Source organism: Micromonospora sp. LZ34, assembly GCF_052981855.1.
On sequence record NZ_JBRIQN010000009.1, the window covers coordinates 151,307 to 169,980 of the forward strand.

Annotated in this window: 12 protein-coding genes and 1 pseudogene; 5 read left to right on the plus strand and 8 right to left on the minus strand. The window is 72.9% G+C overall.

From position 1 onward, the window contains the following. Window positions 1-217: 217 nt before the first annotated feature. Window positions 218-343 (minus strand): annotated as a pseudogene (locus ACVCAH_RS12965) (TrmH family RNA methyltransferase); the annotation flags it as partial. 130 nt (window positions 344-473) lie between these two features. On the opposite strand from ACVCAH_RS12965, the gene ACVCAH_RS12970 reads away from it, so the two are divergent. After that, the gene (locus ACVCAH_RS12970) at window positions 474-2,339 is read left to right on the plus strand and encodes a thiamine pyrophosphate-requiring protein (protein ID WP_447136338.1); all 1,866 of its coding nucleotides are present in this window, start codon (window positions 474-476) and stop codon (window positions 2,337-2,339) included. Between the two features lie 46 nt (window positions 2,340-2,385). Here ACVCAH_RS12970 and ACVCAH_RS12975 read toward each other — a convergent pair whose 3' ends face one another. Both ACVCAH_RS12975 and ACVCAH_RS12980 read right to left on the minus strand, forming a co-directional pair. Continuing rightward, window positions 2,386-2,949 carry a dihydrofolate reductase family protein gene (locus tag ACVCAH_RS12975; protein ID WP_447136339.1) on the minus strand — a complete coding sequence of 188 codons (564 nt, stop codon included), beginning with the start codon at window positions 2,947-2,949 and terminating at the stop codon, window positions 2,386-2,388. A 144-nt stretch (window positions 2,950-3,093) separates the two neighbouring features. Beyond that, window positions 3,094-4,446, minus strand: coding sequence for an RNA-guided endonuclease InsQ/TnpB family protein (locus tag ACVCAH_RS12980; protein ID WP_447136340.1), 1,353 nt, complete (start codon window positions 4,444-4,446; stop codon window positions 3,094-3,096). A gap of 154 nt (window positions 4,447-4,600) precedes the next feature. Between ACVCAH_RS12980 and ACVCAH_RS12985 the strand changes: the two genes are divergently transcribed. The 3 genes from ACVCAH_RS12985 to ACVCAH_RS12995 all read left to right on the plus strand — a co-directional run bounded on the left by ACVCAH_RS12985 (window position 4,601) and on the right by ACVCAH_RS12995 (window position 10,962). Next, window positions 4,601-5,209, plus strand: coding sequence for a dTMP kinase (locus ACVCAH_RS12985; protein WP_447136341.1), 609 nt, complete (start codon window positions 4,601-4,603; stop codon window positions 5,207-5,209). A gap of 195 nt (window positions 5,210-5,404) precedes the next feature. Continuing rightward, the gene (locus ACVCAH_RS12990) at window positions 5,405-7,669 is read left to right on the plus strand and encodes a helix-turn-helix domain-containing protein (protein ID WP_447136342.1); all 2,265 of its coding nucleotides are present in this window, start codon (window positions 5,405-5,407) and stop codon (window positions 7,667-7,669) included. 188 nt (window positions 7,670-7,857) lie between these two features. Further along, on the plus strand, window positions 7,858-10,962 hold the full coding sequence (locus tag ACVCAH_RS12995) for a S8 family serine peptidase (protein ID WP_447136343.1): 3,105 nt from the start codon (window positions 7,858-7,860) through the stop codon (window positions 10,960-10,962). A gap of 51 nt (window positions 10,963-11,013) precedes the next feature. Here ACVCAH_RS12995 and ACVCAH_RS13000 read toward each other — a convergent pair whose 3' ends face one another. The 4 genes from ACVCAH_RS13000 to ACVCAH_RS13015 form a co-directional block, all read right to left on the minus strand. After that, on the minus strand, window positions 11,014-13,224 hold the full coding sequence (locus ACVCAH_RS13000; RefSeq protein WP_447136344.1) for a transglycosylase domain-containing protein: 2,211 nt from the start codon (window positions 13,222-13,224) through the stop codon (window positions 11,014-11,016). 207 nt (window positions 13,225-13,431) lie between these two features. Next, window positions 13,432-14,244, minus strand: a complete 813-nt coding sequence (locus ACVCAH_RS13005; protein ID WP_447136345.1) for a hypothetical protein — start codon at window positions 14,242-14,244, stop codon at window positions 13,432-13,434. A gap of 434 nt (window positions 14,245-14,678) precedes the next feature. After that, window positions 14,679-15,785 carry an SPFH domain-containing protein gene (locus ACVCAH_RS13010; protein ID WP_447136346.1) on the minus strand — a complete coding sequence of 369 codons (1,107 nt, stop codon included), beginning with the start codon at window positions 15,783-15,785 and terminating at the stop codon, window positions 14,679-14,681. Between the two features lie 4 nt (window positions 15,786-15,789). After that, entirely contained in the window at window positions 15,790-16,263 is a 474-nt protein-coding gene (locus ACVCAH_RS13015; RefSeq protein WP_447136347.1) for an NfeD family protein, read from the minus strand. A gap of 87 nt (window positions 16,264-16,350) precedes the next feature. Between ACVCAH_RS13015 and ACVCAH_RS13020 the strand changes: the two genes are divergently transcribed. Then, window positions 16,351-17,667, plus strand: coding sequence for a serine hydrolase domain-containing protein (locus ACVCAH_RS13020; protein WP_447136348.1), 1,317 nt, complete (start codon window positions 16,351-16,353; stop codon window positions 17,665-17,667). A 127-nt stretch (window positions 17,668-17,794) separates the two neighbouring features. Here ACVCAH_RS13020 and ACVCAH_RS13025 read toward each other — a convergent pair whose 3' ends face one another. Continuing rightward, the gene (locus ACVCAH_RS13025) at window positions 17,795-18,607 is read right to left on the minus strand and encodes a DUF3097 domain-containing protein (protein ID WP_447136349.1); all 813 of its coding nucleotides are present in this window, start codon (window positions 18,605-18,607) and stop codon (window positions 17,795-17,797) included. Between the last annotated feature and the right edge of the window lie 67 nt (window positions 18,608-18,674).

The following is an 18,674-nucleotide window of genomic DNA, read 5'->3' on the forward strand; positions in this document are numbered from 1 at the left end:
GCCCAGGCATTACCTTGATGGTGGTCACCAGGGTCAGCAGCGCCTCTCGACGCTCGGCCGGGGTGTACTCGTGCCACACGTCGCGCAGGACGCTGAACTTCTGCTGAGCGTAGGCGCCGGCAGCCTCAGACCGGGACACGGCGGAGTCCCGCTTCTCCTCGGCGGCCTCGATCTCCTTCTTCAGCACGTCCCGCCTCCGCTGATAGTCCGCCTTGTCCAGGTCCCCTTCGGCGATGAACAGGCCGTGCGGCGGCTCCCAGCGGGTGCGCAGCTCGACGTCGGTCAGCGCACGGTAGTCGGCGATCCGGTCGTCGTCGGGGTCGGTGATCTGGTGGACGGGCACCCGCCGATTCTGCCGGACCGGGCGGGTGGCCCCGCGGACCCGTCCGGTGAACGCCCAACCGCCGCCGTTTTGTCCGGTAAAGATGGGGAATGCCGGCGCAGCCAGCGGATCGACCGGAAGGACCAGTCGGGTGAGCGCAGACCGCAGTGACGGGTGGCGGGGCGACGGGCGGGTACCGGCCGAGCCGTGGCCGCTGCCCCGGGAGGCCACCGTCGCCGACCACATCGTGCAGCGACTGGCCTGCTGGGGCGTGCGCCGCTACTTCGGCTACCCGGGCGACGGCATCAACGGCATGACCTCCGCCCTGCAACGCACCGACGAGCGGGCGCAGTTCGTCCAGGTCCGGCACGAGGAGACCGCCGGCTTCGCCGCGTCGGCGCACGTGAAGTACGGCGGCGGGCCGCTGGGGTGCGTCCTGGTGACCAGCGGGCCCGGCGCGATCCACGTGCTCAACGGCCTCTACGACGCCAAGCTGGACCACCAGCCGGTGGTCGCCCTGGTCGGCCACACCGCCCTCACCGCCGAGGGCGGCGGCTACTACCAGGAGGTCGACCTGCTCGCCCTCTACAAGGACGTCGCGGCGGCGTTCCTGGCCCAGCTCGACCACCCCGCGCAGGTCCGGCACCTGGTCGACCGGGCCTGCCGGACGGCGCTGGCCCGCCGCACCGTGACCGCCCTGGTCCTCCCGCTGGACGTGCAGGACGAGGCGGCCGTTCCGGAGCCGCCCTACGCGCACGGCTACTACCACACCAGCAGCGTGCCGAGCAGCGGGCCGACCGTGCCGCCGGAGGCGGAGGTGCGCCGCGCCGCCGAGGTGCTGGGCGGCGGCGAGCGGGTGGCCATGCTGGTCGGGCAGGGCGCGCTCGGCGCCGAGAACGAGGTACGCGAGGTGGCCCACCGGCTGGGCGCGGGAGTGGCCACCGCGCTGCTCGGGTTCGCCGCGGTGGACCACCGGGAGCCGTGGGTGACCGGCGCGATCGGCCTGCTCGGCACCCGCCCGAGCTGGGACCTGATGCGCGACTGCGACCGGCTGTTGATCGTGGGCAGCAACATGCCGTACTCGGAGTTCTATCCGCCACCGGGCAAGGCGCGGGCGGTGCAGATCGACCGGGACGGCACCCAGCTGGGGTTGCGCTACCCGACCGAGGTGAACCTGACCGGCGACGCCGGCCCCACCCTGCGGGCGCTACTGCGCGAACTCGGCCCCGGGCCGGCCCCCACCCGCTGGCGGGAGACGATCGCCGCCGCCACCTCGGCCTGGCGGCAGTCGCAGCGGGACCTGGCCGGGCAGTCCGCCGACCCGGTCAACCCGCAGTTGCTGTTCAGCACCCTCAGCGACCGGCTGCCCGACGACGTGATGCTCGCCGTCGACTGCGGCACCACGACCGCCTGGTACGCCCGGCACGTCCAGGTCCGTCCCGGCATGCTAGCCAGCCTCTCCGGCACCCTGCTCTCCATGGGCGGCGCGATGCCGTACGCCCTGTCGGCCAAGTTCGCCCACCCGGACCGCCCGCTGGTGGCCCTCATCGGCGACGGCGCGATGCAGATGAACGGGATCAACGAGCTGATCACCGTGGCCAAGTACTGGCGCAGCTGGTCCGACCCGCGCTTCGTGGTGCTGGTGCTGAACAACCGGGACCTCGCCTTCGTCAGCTGGGAGCAGCGCTCCAGCGAGGGGACGCCGATGTTCCCGGACAGCCAGCAGCTGCCCGACATCGGCTACCACCGGTGGGCGGAGGTGCTCGGGCTCGGCGGCGAACTGGTCGACTCCCCCGACCAGGCGGCGGCCGTCTGGGATCGGGTCCTCTCCGCCGACCGGCCCGTGGTGATCAACGCGCTGGTGGACCCGGCCGAGCTGATGCTGCCGCCGCACTTCACCGCCGAGCAGGCGCGCAAGACCGCGGCGGCGATGCTGCGCGGCGACACCGACTGGGCCGGGATCCTCCGGCGCGGGCTGCCCGCCACGGTCGCCGCCTTCCGCCCCCGCCGGGGCTGACCGGCGGGCCGGCCCTTCCGGCCTTTGCCGGTACGGCCCGCAATGGTCAGTTGGCGCGGTCGTAGCGCAGCAGCACGGACCGCGAGTCGAAGGCGCGGGTCTCGGTCAGCCGCAGGTCGAACCGGTCCTTGACGGCGAAGACCGGCTTGCCGCCGCCGAGCACCACCGGGTGCGTGACCAGGTGGTACTCGTCGATCAGCCCCGCCTCGGTCAGCGCCCCGGCGAGGTTGGCGCCGCCGCTGAGCAGCAGGTCGCCGCCGGGCTCGCGCTTGACCGCGGCCACCTCCGCGGCGAGGTCGCCCCGGCCGATCACCCGGGCGTCCCAGTCGGCCCCGGTGAGCGTCCGGGAGACCACGACCTTCGGCATCCGCCGCCAGATCGGCGCGAACGCGAGATCGTGCGGGTCGTCCGAGAACGACTCCGCGCTCGGCCAGTAGGAGGACATGACATCCCACACCCGCCGGCCGTAGAGGAAGGCCTCGACCCGGTCGTTCAACCCGAAGGAGTACGCGGAGAGTTCCGGCCCCATCACCGGCCAGTCGAACTCACCGTTCGGGCCCTCGATGAACCCGTCGAGCGACTGGTGCACGTAGTAGACGATCTTCCGCATCGCGGTGTTCCTCCTGGCATCGGCCGCCCCTCGCGGGCGTCGTCGCCAGATGGTCGGAGCAGGTCCGGCGGATCCGACAGTCCGCGACGACCTCGTCCAAGAATTTCTCCGACGGCTTGTCCGGCCGGACTAGTGCGGTGTCCACTAACGTTCACCGGGTGTCCGGTGGTGTTGTGGATCCTCACCGTTCAGGGTGAGCGACTCCCCACCGGGTGGTGGGGCGGGCCTCCGCGGGCCAACTGATCCTCGCGCCGCGTGGGGTGGGCGGCGGGGATCACGTCGGGACTGGCCGGCGCCGGGTAGGTGCCGGCCGGCTCGACGGTGCGTGACCACCTCCGGCAGCACGACAGCTGTGGGGGTGGTGGGTCCGCCGCCCGGGGTGCGGGTGGCGATGCTGGCGGCCGCGACGAGGTCACGGTGCCCGGAGAATGCGCAGTGCGGGCAGGTCAAGGTCCGCCCACGAGGCTTGGATATCCGTTTGCGGCAGGCGGGGCAGGTCGAGGATGTGCCGCGTTCGTCGACGAGGTGGACGGTGATGCCCGCTTGGGTGGCCTTGTCGGTGAGGATCTGCAGGTGTCGGCCGATCTGCCACTGCCGCAGTCGCAGGTTGTGCCGCCGACCCGCAGGCAGGTTGAGCACGCCACGGGGGTCGCCGACGCGCAGCACCCCCACCCGCTGCTGCTGCGCCCAGGTGATGACGGTTCGGGCGGCCTCGTGCTGGGCTTGGCGCACCCGCCGCCGGTGCCGGCCCTCCACCAACCGGGCCCGACGTCGGTACTTGCGCCACCGCCGTGACCCCCGCTGACCCGGCTTCGGGGCCCGGCCGGATACGGCGCGGCGGCGGGCTTTGCTGTCGGCCAGGTGCATGCGGTGCTCGGCGCGGATCGCCCGCCCCGACACCAACAGCCCCTCACCGTCAGGGCCGGCAACCGCGTACGGGTGGATGATCCCCAGATCGACCCCGGCCACCCGACCCGGATCCGGCTCCTCACCGGGCGGGTAGACGGTGATCGGGACTTCGGCGGTGACGTCGAGAAACAGCCGCCCACCCTCGCACAGCAGGGTGATCGACCGAACCTGCTCCACCGCATACGGCAGGTCCCGGGCCAGCCGCACCCACAACGGCGCGTTGCCCGTGGCGGTCGGAATCCGCACCCGACGTCCATCGATGCCGAAGGTGCCGTGATACCAGCGCACCGGCATCAACCCGCGCCTGCGTCGCGGGAACCGCGCCGACACGTCACCGGCCGCGCGGCGTTTCGCCGCCGCGAACCACGCATCCGAGAACCGGCGCAGCACCGACCGGGCGCCGACGGAGTTCAGCTCGCCGAACGTGCCGGGCCCGGACGTCGCCAACTCCCGACACAACTCCTGGTAACCGGTCAGCGGTGCGTCGTGGCGGCGGCGTCGCCACGCGTTGACCTCCAGCACGCACGCCCACACGTCACCAGCCGAGCGCAGCAGGCCGAAACACCGCCGCCGCTGCCCCGCCGTCACCCGCAACCCCACCCGCGCCGTGCGATGCACAACCCGCGGCGCGGCAGGATCCCGACGGCGAGGCACAAACCCCAGCCAACACCACCCCTACGACACTTTCCTAACCCGGCCCAACCCGGCGAACGTTAGTGGACACCGCACTAGCCTGCCGGTCATGCGCCGCCCGATGATCATCGCCCTGGTCGGCATCGACGGGGCCGGCAAGACCACCCAGGCGAGGTCGTTGGCCGACCGGCTCACCGCCGGCGGCGTCCCGGCCAGCTACTTCGAGAACGCCGGCGGACGGCCGCTGTGGAACCGGCTCGCGCTGGCCCTCGGTCGCCGCGACGGGGTGCACCTGTTCGGCCGCGCCGGCTACCGCACCCTGGAGGCGACCGTACGGTGGCTGGCCATCGCCCGGTCGGTGCTGGCGACCCGGCTCACCGGCCGGGTGGCGGTGATGGACCGCTGGTCGTGGTGCCAGTGGGTCGCCATGGGGTCCCGCGGCGACCGGGTCGGGCGGCTGGCCCGGGCCGCGTACGGGATCTTTCCCCGGCCGGGCCTGGTCTGCTTCCTCGCGGTGTCCCCGGAGCGCGCCCAGCAGCGGGTGCTGGCCCGCGGCATCGACACCGAGGAGCTGGCCCACCTGCGCGCCCTGGACGCGGGCTACCGGGCGCTGCCGGAGTTCGACACCTTCGCCGTCGTCGCCGCGGACGGCGAGCCGGCCGAGGTCGCCGCGGCCCTGGACGAGGCGGTGCGGGCCGCCCTGGCCGAGACCGACTGACCGCGACTGTCGGTTCTCACCGAAGACCTCAAAAAGCCGGCGCGACCCCGACCGGCTACCGCAACACACTGCCCGGATAGCGTCCAGTCGTCAGGTCGCGGCCTCGCGGCCGTCACCGTCGCCCGGGAGGTGGATCTGCGCTTGCCTCACCCGATCGCTGACCATGCCGTCCCGGCCGAATGGCACACCGGCGACGTGCGACAACTGGCAATCCTGCTGCGCGAGCACCGGACGGCGGCGGGGCTCACCCAAGAAACGCTCGCCGAGGCGGCCGGGGTCGCGGTGCGGACCGTACGCAACCTGGAGGGCGCGCGGATCGCCCGGCCGCGCCGCCGGACGATGGAGGAACTCGCCAACGCTCTCGGCCTGGCCGGTCAACCGCGCGCCCGGCTGCTCCAGACGGTGCACGCGATCGGGCTGGCGCCGGCGTGGCAGCAGAGCAGTCTGCCGCCGGTGGTGCCCGACTTCGTCGGCCGGCAGGCCGAACTGGACCAGCTCATCGCGCAGGCACGGCACCTCGCCGACCTGCCGGGCAATTCCACCGTCGTGATCAGCGGCCCGCCGGGGGTCGGTAAGACCAGCCTGGTGGTGCGGGCCGCACACCTCCTCGCGGCGGAGATGCCGGGCGTCGCGTGCCACGTCAACCTGCACGGCATGGACCTGACGCCGCTCTCGGCCGACCAGGCTATGGAACAGCTGCTCACCACCCTGGGCGGGGGCCGGAGCGGGCCCTTGCCACCCAGCCCGGGCGAACGGCTTGCCCGCTACCGGATGCTGACCGCCGCCCGCCCCGGGCTGCTGGTCCTCGACAACGCCGCCACCGAGGACCAGGTGCGACCGCTGCTCCCGACGGGTCCAGGCTGGTTGACGTTGGTATCCAGCCGGTTCACCCTCGGCGGACTGGACAGCACTTGCCGGCTGCGCCTCGCCGACCTCGACGAGGCCACCGCGACGAGGCTGATTGAGGAGATCGTCGGCGCCGATCGGGTGGCGGCCGAGCCGGAAGCCACGACCGAACTCGTTCGGCTCTGTACCGGGCTGCCCCTCGCCCTGCGGGTGGCCGGAAACCGGCTTGCCTCCCGGCCGTCCTGGAGCGTCGGCTGGCTGGTCGAGCGGATCCGGGACGAAACACGCCGCCTCGACCTGCTGCATCCCGGAGACACCCGGGTCCGGGCCGGGTTCAGCCTGTCGTACGACCAACTGCCGGAGATCGCGCGGCGGACCCTGCGCCGGCTCGCGCTGCTGCCCTGGCCGGACTACTCCGCCGCGACGGTGGCTCAGTTGTTGGCGGTCGACGTCGGCGAAGCCGAGGCGGCGCTCGAGACGCTCGCCGACGCCAGTCTCCTGTCACCGGCGGCGGCACCCGGCCGTTACCTGCTGCACGACCTGCTTCGCGTCTTCGTCGCGGAACGCCTCGCCGCCGAGGAGCCGCGGGCGGAGCGCGACCAGGCCACCGCCCGGGTGCGGGCGTGGCTGCTCGCGACGGTCGAGGTCGCCGGCCGATGGCTCGACCCCGACCCCCGGCCGCATCCGGCCGCCGGCGCCGAGTTCGGCAGCGGCCACGCCGCCATGGCCTGGCTGACCGCCGAGCGGCACGGCTGGTGGTGGGCCGTTCGGCAGGCGGCGGCCGGCGGGCGGCACCGGGACGTGATCGCGGCCGCCGAAGCGCTCCACTGGTACTCGGACCGCTACCACCACGTGATCGACTGGGCGGAGTTGTTCGGCCTCGCCGTCGCGGCGGCGCAGGCCAGCGGCGACCCGGTCGCGGAGGCCGCGCAGCGTAACGCCCTGGGCTGGGCCCAGGCCATGGTGCTCGGCCGACCGGCGGACGCGGTCGCGCAGCACCGCCAGGCCTTCCGACTGGCCGCCAAGGCCGGTGACCGGCGCAACCTCGGCTGGGCGTGCTTCTACCTCACCGGCGAGCGCTACCGGGTCGGCGACCTGGCGGGCGCCGCCGAGACCTGCGCTCGGGCGCTGCGGGAACTGACCGACGCGGGGGACCTGACCGGGCGGATCATCACGTCGTACACCCTGGCCGACATCCGTCGGCAGCGCGGCGAGGCGGCTGCCGCGGTCACCCACCTACGACACGCGCTCGACGACTGGCAGACCGCCTTGGCGGACCAGCCGGCCAGCCATCACCTCGTCAGTCGCCACCTGCAGGGTTGGATCCACCACCGGCTCGGGCGTGCCCACGCCGACCTCGGGCAGTGGTCCGAGGCGATCGCCTCGATGGAGGCGGCCGCCGCCGACTTCGCGGCTGGGGGCGACCCGTACGGCTCCGGTGAAGCCGCGCTGGGCCTCGCCGAGGTGCTGCTGCGGGCCGGCGACTCCCGTGGGAAGCGGGTCCTGCTGGACGCGGTACGGGGTTTCGAGGCCGAGGGCGACCAGGCGCGAGCCGCTCGGGCCCGGCAGCTGCTCGACTCCCGCCCAGGCCCCGATACGGCAAATTGCCGGTGATCTTGCCTGGTCGACCAGGCTGGTCGAACTTAGCGTCTGCGTGAACGTCATCCAGGTTGCCGACGACAAATCGCAGCCCGCCGATGGTGGTGAACCGGACCGGTTGGGTGGCGTCGGCATCTCCTCGGGATCGAGGGGTGCGTCCACGCTTGGGAGCGCTTCCAAGCCGTCGTTCTGGAAGGAGCCCAGTGGCAACGAGCAGGAGAAGAACCGGGCACCGAAGGGGACTCGCGGTACCGCTGCTGGTGCTCACCCTGGCAGGCGCCGGTACGGTCGCCACCGCGGGCACGGCGTCGGCAGCATCGACCGCGCCGACCGCGGTCACGGAGAGCGGCCTCGACTTCGGACCGGCCAAGAACCGTGACCGGGTGGACCTGACCGGCGGCGGGCGCCGGACCGGGAAGTCCGACCCGGAGCGCAAGACGCCCTCCGGTCCCGCCCGGTACGTCGTCGAGCTGGCCGACGATCCGGTGGCGACGTACACCGGCGGGATTCCGGGCCTGGCCGGGACCCGCCCGGCGGCCGGCAAGCGGCTGGAGCCGCACTCGGCGGCGGCGAAGGCGTACCGGCGGCACCTGGGCGTCCAGCGCAACGCGGTGGCCGAGGCGGCCAAAATCAAGGTCGACCAGGTTTACACCACCGCCTTCGACGGGTTTTCCGCCACGCTGACTCCCGACCAGGTCGACGCGTTGAAGCGGGACAAGCGGGTCCGTTCGGTCGTCGAGTCCCGGGCGTTCAGCATCAACCGGGCAGCGCCGGGCGAGGCCGTGCCGACCCCGACGCCCGCCGCGCCGACCACCGCCGCGCCGACCGCCGACGCGGCCACCACCGCACCGGTGACCGGCAGAGCGGCTACCGGCGCCGGGACGGCCGCCGCGCAACAGCCTGCCCACCAGTCGAAGCCGGGCAGCGACACCGGCGCCGGGATCGTGATCGGCGTCCTGGACAGCGGCATCTGGCCGGACAGCCCGTCGTTCGCGAAGACCATGCCGGCACCGGCGGGCTGGCACGGCACCTGCCAGACCGGGTGGGCATTCGTGGTCGAACACTGCAACGGCAAGATCGTCGGGGCCCGGTACTTCGCCGACACGTACCTCGCGGCCATGGGCGGGCTGCCGGACGGCGAGTTCCTCTCCCCTCGGGACATGATCGGGCACGGTACGCACACCGCGTCGACCGCGGCCGGACTGCCGGTCGAGCACGTCACCATCTCGGGTCGGGACTTCGGTTCGATCTCCGGCGTGGCGCCGGACGCGCAGATCGCCGTCTACAAGGTCCTCTGGGGCGGTTCCGGGTACGACGCCGACATCATCGCCGGCATCGACGCGGCGGTCGCCGACGGCGTCCAGGTGCTCAACTACTCGATCGGGAAGCAGTTGGGGGACTGGGAACCGAACACGCCGATCGGCACCGCCTTCCTCAATGCCACGCTGGCCGGGGTCTTCGTCTCGGCGTCCGCCGGCAACGACGGCTTCAGCGGCGCGATCAGCAACGCCCAGCCCTGGGTGACCACGGTCGGCGCGGCGGTGACCAACGTGAACGAGGGAACAGTCCAACTCGGCAACGGCACCAAGATCGTCGGAGCCTCGCTGGACGCCCTTCCCGGTGGCCAGCCCCGCCCGCTGGTCTTCGGCGAGCAGGCCGGCAGTTTGGCGGACGGCTCGGCGTACTGCTACGGCCTGGACCCGGCGAAGGTGAAGGACAAGGTGGTCGCCTGCGCCGTGGACTACCCGTACGACCAGGTGGCGGAGGCCAAGGCCAAGGGTGCCGCGGCGCTCATCCTCTTCGACCCCTGGGGCAACTTCCGGATCAACTCGATCTACGACTTCCCGGTGCTCTACCTGAACACCAAGGAGCAGGCCGGCAAGATCTTCAACTACCTGATGCGCCATTCGACCGACGGCACCGCGCTGCTCACCTCCGGCGGTGACGGCTCCAGCGTCGTCGGCGTGCCCAGCGTCGCGGACTACTCGTCCACCGGACCGGACAAGACGCACAACGGGCTCATGAAGCCCGACCTGGTCGCGCCCGGCAGCGACATCATCGCGGCCGTCTCCCCGCCCGGCAACTTCGGCCGGCAGTACGACGCGTACTCGGGCACCTCGATGGCGGCCCCACAGGTGGCCGGTGCGGCCGCGATCCTGCGGGCGGAGCACCCCGACTGGTCGCCCGGGGCGGTGGCCTCGGCGCTGCGGACCACCGCCGCCGACACCGTGGGCACCGACAACCCGCTGGCCCAGGGCAGCGGCATGCTCGCCCTGGACGGGGCCGACGACCCGGGGCTGGTCATCGAGCCGGCCGCCGCGGACCTGATCGCGTTCGGGGCGGCGGCGCAGCCGGACGGCCGGGACCTGAACCTGCCGTCGATCTCGCTGCGCGAGTACGACGGGACCAGGTCGGTGACGCTGACCCGTAAGCTGACCAACGTCGGCAGCAAGCAGGAGACGTACCAGGCCTCGGTCACCGGGCTACCGGGCATGGAGGTCAGCGTGTCGCCGAAGGTGGTGACGGTGCCACCGGGCAAGACCGCCACGGTCACCATCACGCTGCGGCGCGGCAGCGCGCCGTGGGACCGCTACGTCACCGGCGCGATCACCTGGCGCAGCAATGCCCACCAGGTACGGATTCCGGTTGCCGCGCGCCCGTGGGGCATCTCCCCCCGGCTGTTCGACGACAACCTGGAGGAGTTCGGCCGGCTCGTCAACGGCGCCTACGGGTTGATGGAGCCCGGCTTCACCGGCAAGATCTCCGGCCGGTCGACCGGCTACACCCCCATCCAATGGGACTCGTACTCGATGCCGGCGGGAGTCAACGGCGGCGTCTTCGACCCGGAGGCCCTCGGGGTGCGGGCGCACACCTTCACCGTGCCGGCGGGCAGCGCCGGGATCGTGGTGCAGACCGCCACCGACGACCCGAACACCAACCTCGACCTCTGGCTGTACAAGGGTGACAAGCTGGTGTACAGGAGCGCCGCCTGGCACAGCCTTGAGCGGGCCTGGTTCTTCATGCCGGAGGCCGGCACCTACACGGCGTACGTCTTCGCGCAAGCCTCCGGCGGCCCGGTCGTCGACTACCGGCTCGGCCACGTGATCCTCAACCGCGATGGCCGGTACGCCCCCGCCACGTTGGAACTGCCGGCCAGGGTGGAGCGGGGCACGACCCCGTCGTACAAGCTCCGGCCGAACGCTCCGCTGGCGGAGAACCTCGAATACTGGGCGTACACCGAGTTCTCCACCAACGGAGAGGTGGTCCCCGGACATCTGGTCTCCACCACGCAGTGGTTCTGGGAGTGACCCGCTGATTCCCGATGCGGTGGGGCGGAGCCGTCGGCTCCGCCCCACTGGTCAGCCGCGGCGGTTGAGCCAGCGGCGCAGGTCGGCCAGCGGGTCGTCGTCGGCGGAGCGCCGCTCGTCGGACGGCGGCCGGACGACCGGGGGTCGCTCGACCGGGCGCCGCGGATTGCCGACCAGTTCCCGGCTGGGAGCGGCGAACGCCTGCTCCGGCTGGCCGTCGACGGCGGTGGCGATCACCCGGGCGACCGCGTCGATCACCCGCGCCTGGACCGCCGAGCCCACCGAGTCGGTCGGGTCGTCGGGGTTGGCGGCGATGCCGGCGACCGCGACCTGCGGGGTGAAGCCGACGAACGTCTCGGTGGCGTTCCGCTCCGAGCTACCGGTCTTGCCGGCCACCGGGCGGCCGTCGAGGATCCGGTTCACCGAGGTGGCCGTACCGCCGTTGCACTGCCCGTACGGCGACTGCTGGCCGACCGGGCAGCGCGCGGCGTCGGTGGCGGCCCGGGCCACGTCGGCGTCGAGCACCCGCTTGCAGGAGGGGTCGCCGACCGGCATCCGCTGGCCGTCCGGGGCGGTCACCGAGACCACCGGCAGCGGGGCGCACCAGGTGCCCTCCGCCGCGACGGTGGCGTACGCGTTGGCCAGGTCGAGCGGGGTGGTGGCGGCCACGCCCAGGGTGAACGCACCCCAGTCGTCGGCGTGCTCCCGGGCGAACTCGGCGTCGGCGTCGGCCCGGAAGGTGATGCCCAGCCGCTGCGCCATCTGCACCACCTTCTCCGGCCCGACCTGCTCGGCCAGCCACACGAAGTAGGTGTTCACCGAACGGCCGAAGCCGTCCCACATCATCCGGTAGCCGTCCATCCACTCCGGGTTGGCGTTGGCCGGGCACCACCGGCCTTCGCAGCTGCCCTCGCCCTCTGCGGCGTACCGGGTGGGCAGCCGGCTGGGGGCGTCGAAGCCGGTGGCGAGCGGCTTGCCGGCCTCCAGCGCGGCGAGCATGGTGAAGAGCTTGAACGTCGAGCCGGCCTGGTAGCCGTCGACGCTGTCGCCGCCGGAGATCAGCGGGTTGACGGTGTTCGGGCGGTTGGCCTGCCCGTCCGGGTTCGGCTCCAGGCTGTAGTGCCGGTTGACCGCCATCGCCAGCACCCGGCCGCTGCCCGGCTCGACCGCGGCGATCGGCACCGCCCGCTTGTTGTCGTACCCGTAGATCCGGGTGGCCTCCTGCTGCGCGGTGGCCTGGACCTGCGGGTCCAGCGAGGTCACCACGGTGTAGCCGCCACGGCGCAGCGCCTGCTCGCGCTCCTGCGCGGTGGCGCCGAACTCCGGCTGGGCCAGCCACCACTGCCGCAGGTAGTCGCAGAAGAAGCCCCAGTCGTCGTGCCCCTGGGCGACCGCGGTGCAGCCGTTCGGCTGCGCGGTGGGGCGCAGGGTCAGCTTCTCGGCCTTGGCCTGCGCCGCCTGCTCGACGGTGATCGCCCCGGTCTCGACCATCGAGTCCAGCACGTAGGCACGGCGCTCCAACGCGGCCTCGGCGTCCCCGTCGATCGGGCTGTACGCCTCGGGCGACTGGACCAGGCCGGCGAGCAGGGCCGCCTCGGCGAGGGTGAGGTCAGCGGGGGACTTGGCGAAGTAGCGCTGGCTGGCCGCCGCGACGCCGTACGCCCCGGAACCGAAGTACGCGATGTTCAGGTAGCGGTTGAGGATCTCGTCCTTGCCGAGGCGCTGCTCGAGCGCGCCCGCGTACCGGATCTCCTGGAGCTTGCGCCCGACGGTCTGCTCGGTGGCCGCGGCGCGCTCCTCGGCGGTGCGGGTCGGGTCGGTCTTGAGCACGTTACGGACGTACTGCATGGTCAGCGTCGAGCCGCCCTGCTCGGTGCCGCCGCCCTTGACGTTCGCCACCAGCGCGCGGAACAGGCCGCGCAGGTCCGCGCCGCCGTGCGAGTAGAACCGCCGGTCCTCGGCCGCCACGATCGCCTGCCGCATCACCGGGGCGATCTCCGACAGCGGGACGTCGCTCCGGTTCACGTCGTAGAACGTGGTGATCAGCGTCTTGCCGTCGTTGGCGTAGAGGTAGGAGCGCTGCGGGGTGACCGGGGTGCGCAGCGATTCCGGCAACGCGGCGTACGACCCGAGCGCCGCCTTGGCGGCGAACCCGAACAGCAGGTTGCCCGGCAGCGCGGCGACCGCCAGCACGAGCCCGGCGAGCACGCCGGCGAGCAGCACGGTGAACAGCCGCGACAGCGGCGAGCGAGACGGGGCCATGGTCCCCAGAATTACCGCGAATGCCACCAACCGACCACCCCCGCTCCCGCATTGTCAGCAACCTCACCGCCCCCTACCAGCCCCCTCCCACCCAGCCCCGCCCTCACCCATCACGTTGATCATGAGGTTGACGGCGAAGTCGATCTCCACCACTGCCGCCAACCTCATGATCAACGGGGCCGAGCGAGGTCGGGAGGGTGGGGTGGGTCAGGCTGGGGAGAGGGGGCCGCCGCCGGGGCCGTTCGGGGTCGTCGGGGCGGCGGCGGTGGCGAGGCTGGCGCTGGCGGCGTCGCGGGCGATGTCGCGCGGGACCAGGCGGCCGGAGCGGTAGCCGATGCCGATGCCGGCGATCAGCACGAAGATCGCCCCGAAGGTCTGCAACGAGCCGAGCAGGGCGCCACCGAGGCCGAGCAGCGGCGCGGCGATCATCAGCATCACCCCGTCGCCCATGCTGAACATGCCGGACCGGGCCACCGACCAGCCGGTGAGGATCCAGCCCAGGCTGTAGCAGGTCGCCCCGACCAGCACCAGGGTCCGGGCGGTGGTGCCGAAGACCGGGGTCTGCTCCGCGAGCCCGGCGAAGGGCAGCATGAGCACGGTGCCGGCGATGCTGACCAGCAGCCCGGTGGCGGCTACCCGGCGGCTGCGGGTCGCGGCCAGCAGCCCGGTCAACGCGAGCAGGGCGAGCAGCCCCAGCCAGACCGCGGCCACCCAGCCGACCAGGTACAACAGCTGGCCGTCGGCCGGGTACGGGTCGTTGCCCACCCCGCCGTCACTGACCATCGACACCAGGCCGTAGAGCACGGCGTACGCGGGCAGGAGCCAGACCGCCGCCCGGGCGAAGCGGCGCACCGACCAGGCCCAACTGGCGTTGGTGGCGGGGCCGGCCGGGGTCGGTTCACCGACGAAGGGCAGCACCCCGAATCCCCCGCCGGTACGCCGGGTCCCGAGCGGCCCGGCGGGGTCGTGCGCGCCGGGGATCGGGGCCGAGGACCACACCCGCTTCGCCGGATCCTTCATGCGTCACCTCGCTCATCCGACGAGTGGCGCGGGACGCCCCGGGCGTCCCGTTGCCTGGCCGCCGCCCGTCCTCGCACCGATCGTGGCAGCGATCGGGGCATGCGTGAGGAGGATTCGCGTTATTGGCCGGTGGTCGAGGTCGCGGAACCGCCATCGCTCGGCCCGGCGTCACCGGGGGCCGGCGGACCGGACTCACCAGGGCCGGGTCACTCCGGCCATCCAGCCTGGGCAGAAGCGGCCTTACCGGTCGCGCTCATGCGACGCCGCCGGACCGCCCGACCGCCGGACCGCCCGACCGCCCGACCGCCCGACCGCCCGACCGCCCGACCGCCCGACCGCCCGACCGCCGGAGATCATGTTGCCGCACCCCGCCGGGTCGCCAGGCAGGCTCCCGATCGGGAACCTCCCGGCGACCGGCGGCGGGGTGCCCCGGTTCAGCCGCGTTCGCGCTGGTCGGCCGGGTCGTTCAGCAGGCTCGCCGGGGAAACCGGCTCGGGCGCCGGCAGCCCCTGCGGCTTGCCGCCGGAGGCCTGCGCCTCGGCGACGCGTACCTCGTCGTGGATCTGCTGGGCGGCGGCGGCCGCGGCCTGCGCGGCCTCCGCGGCCTCGCGCTCGACCTCGCTCGCCCCGTCGGCGGCCTCCGGCGCCGGCTCGTCGCCGACCATTCGGCTCAGCCCGCCGAGCGCGCCGCCCATCCCTTCGAGGGCCTTGGTCAGCTCGGCCGGCACGATCCAGACCTTGTTGGCGCTGCCCTGGGCGATCTGCGGCAGGGCCTGGAGGTACTGGTAGGCGAGCACCTTCTGGCTCGGGTTCGCCTGGTGGATCGCGTCGAAGACGGTCCGGATCGCCTTCGCCTGGCCCTCGGCCTGGAGGATCCGGGCCTGCCGGTCACCGTCGGCGCGCAGCACCGCGGACTGCTTCTCACCCTCGGCGGTGAGGATCTGCGACTGCTTGTGGCCCTCGGCCGTGAGGATCGCCGCCCGGCGGTCCCGCTCGGCACGCATCTGCTTCTCCATGGAGTCGCGGATGCTGGCCGGCGGCTCGATCGCCTTGATCTCGACCCGGGTCACCTTGATGCCCCAACGTCCGGTGGTCTCGTCCAACACCCCAGAGAGGTGCCGGTTGATCTCCTCGCGGCTGGTCAGCGCGCGCTCCAGATCCAGCGAACCGATCACGTTGCGCAGCGTGGTGACGGTCAACTGCTCGATCGCCTGGAGAAAGTTGGAGATCTCGTAGGTCGCGCGGACCGCGTCGACCACCTTGAAGTAGAGGACCGTGTCGATCGAGACGACCAGATTGTCGGAGGTGATCACCGGCTGCGGCGGGAAGCTGACCACCTGCTCACGCATGTCGACCTTGGTGCGTACCGCGTCGATGAACGGCACCAGGAGGTTGAGCCCCGGGTTGAGCGTGCGCTTGTACTTGCCCAGTCGCTCTACCACGTCCTGGCGCTGCTGCGGCACGATCCGCACCGCCTTGGCCAGGGTGACCACCGCGATCAGCGCCACGGCTATCAGCAGGACCGGGAACACGAATTCCATGTACTCACCTTTTCGCGTCGGGTAGCTCGCCGGAAGAAGAAATGTCGTCCCGCCAGACCAGGGCGGTCACGCCCCGGATCTGGATCACCTGCACCCGTTCACCCGGGTCGAAGACCTGGCCGGCGTCGTACGACCGGGCGCTCCACAGCTCGCCGTCGATCTTGACGAGGCCGCGGTCGGCGTCGACCCGCTCCAGCACCAGCGCGGTGCTGCCCTCGATCGCCTCCACCCCGAACGGCTGCTCGCCGCTGCTCAGCGCGGAGCGCTGGTGCCGGCGCAGGGTCGGCCGGACGGCCAGCACGGTCAGTGCCGACACCCCGGCGAAGACGATCGCCTGCACCCCGACCGGAGCCCCGAGCGCCGCGGCACCCGCCGCGGCGAAGGCACCGACCGCGAACATGAGCAGAAAAAGGGTCGTCGTGAAGATCTCGGCGACCGCCAGCACCACACCCAGCACGATCCACAACACGGCGTCCACCCTTAGATCGTGACACGTCAACGCACGCGCGGCCCACCGCGAAGATCAGTAAGCTGCCGGCACCACCGACGAGACGAGGAGACGACCGTGTCGCTGCTGCCCGAGACCGCCCGGAAGGTCGACGAGCTCGTCACCACGGCGCAGTCCGCCGGCCGTACGCCGTCGCTGGTGATCGGGGTGGTGCGGGACGGCGCGCTGGCCCACCTCGCCGCCGCGGGTGAGCACCCCCGCCCGGACGCCGACCTGCAGTACCGGATCGGTTCGATCAGCAAGACGATGACCGCGACGCTGGTCCTGCAGGAGCGCGACGCCGGCCGGCTGCGGCTGGACGACCCGCTGGCCGAGCACCTGCCCGGCACCGCGGCCGGCTCGCTCACCCTGCGCCAGCTGCTCGGGCACGCCAGCGGCCTCCAGCGCGAGCCCGACGGGCCGTGGTGGGAGCGCGCCGAGGGCGTCGACCTCGCCACCCTGCTGCGCGGCGTCAGCACGGACAAGATCGCCTACCCGCCGCACCGGTGGTACCACTACTCCAATCTGGCGTACGGGCTGCTCGGCGGGGTGCTGGAGGGGATCACCGGCACCCAATGGGCCGACCTGCTGCGGCAGCGGATCCTCGAGCCGCTGGGCATGCGCCGCACCACGTACGCGGCGACCGAGCCGTTCGCCCGGGGCTACGTGGTGCACCCGTGGCACGACACGCTGCGGGAGGAGCCGCGTACCGACACCGGGGCGATGGCCCCGGCCGGGCAGCTCTGGTCGACGGTCGAGGACCTGGCCCGGTGGGCCGCCTTCCTGGCCGACCCCGACCCCGTGGTGCTGGCGGCGGAGACATTGACCGAGATGTGCGCGCCGGTGGTGATCAGCGACCTCGACTCGTGGACCGGCGGGCACGGCCTGGGCCTGGAGCTCTACCGGGAGGGCGAGCGGGTGTACGTCGGGCACGGCGGGTCGATGCCCGGCTACGTGGCAGCCCTGGCCGTGCACCGCCCGTCGCGCACCGCCGTGGTCGGCTTCGCCAACTCGTACGGCTTCCGCACCGGCGGGATCGGTGCGCTCGGACAGCGCGTGCTGACCACCGTGCTGGACGCCGAGCCGGCGCTCTCGCGGCCCTGGCGACCGACCGCAGCCGCCCCGCCCGCCGAGCTCGCCGAGGTGACCGGACGCTGGTGGTGGATGGGGGTCACCCTCGACCTGACCTGGGACACGGCCACCGGCGACCTGGTGGCGCACGTACGCGGCGAGCGGGTGAGCCGGTTCGCCCGGGAGGGCGCGGACCGCTGGCGCGGCCGTTCCGGCCCGGAGAACGGCGAGATCCTGTCGGTGCTGCGCGACGGGACGGGCCGGCCGGTGGCGCTCGACATCGCCACCTTCGTCTTCACCCGCACCCCCGACCAGGAACCCTGACCACCGCGACGCCCCCGCCCGCGCCGACCGGCCCGGCAAGATCGTGCTCGGCCACGGCGGCCCCGGCCCCAACCGCAACCAGCCCGAGCCAGGCACTCCGGCCCCGACAGTGACCAGCGATCGGCGACTACGCAGGCTCGGTGACGAAGTCGATCAGGCGCTCCATCGCGTTGATCAGCGGCGTCTCCACGTCGGCGAAGCTGTCGACCCGGGACAGGATGTGCCGCCACATGTCGGCCGGCTCGGCCACCCCGAGCGCCGCGCAGACGCCCTCCTTCCACGGCCGCCCCGGCGGCACCACCGGCCACGCCGGAATGCCCAGCGCCTTCGGCTTGACCGCCTGCCACACGTCGACGTACGGGTGCCCGGTGACCAGCACGTGCGGGGAGGTCACCTGCGCCACGATCCGGCTCTCCTTGGAGCCGGGCACCAGGTGGTCGACCAGCACGCCGAGCCGACGGCCGGGGCCGGGGGCGAACACGCGCACCTCGGCGTCGAGCGCGTCGATGCCGTCCAGCGGCTCCACCACCACGCCCTCGATCCGCAGGTCGTCGCCCCAGATCCGCTCGACCAGGGCGGCGTCGTGGATGCCCTCCACCCAGATCCGGCTGGCCTTGGCGACCTGGGCGCGCACCCCGTCCACGGCGATCGACCCGGAGGCGGTGCGGCGGCGGGCCGCCGGCACCGGGGCGCGGGCCGGGCGGCGCAGCGTCACCGGCCGGCCGTCGAGCAGGAACGCGGCCGGCAGCAGCGGGAAGTTGCGCCGGCGTCCGTGCCGGTCCTCCAGCACCACCGCACCGGCCTCGAAGCCGACCACCGCGCCGCAGAACCCGGAATCGGCGTCCTCGACCACGAGGTCCGGTTCCGCGTCCACCTCGGGGGTGACCTTCCGCCGCCGCCAGTCCCCCGCCAGCACGTCGTCCGCATACCGCCCAGCCATGCCGATCAAGCTAACCGCCCGGCCACACCCCCGCACCCGACACGCCGACGACCCACGACGGGTCGAC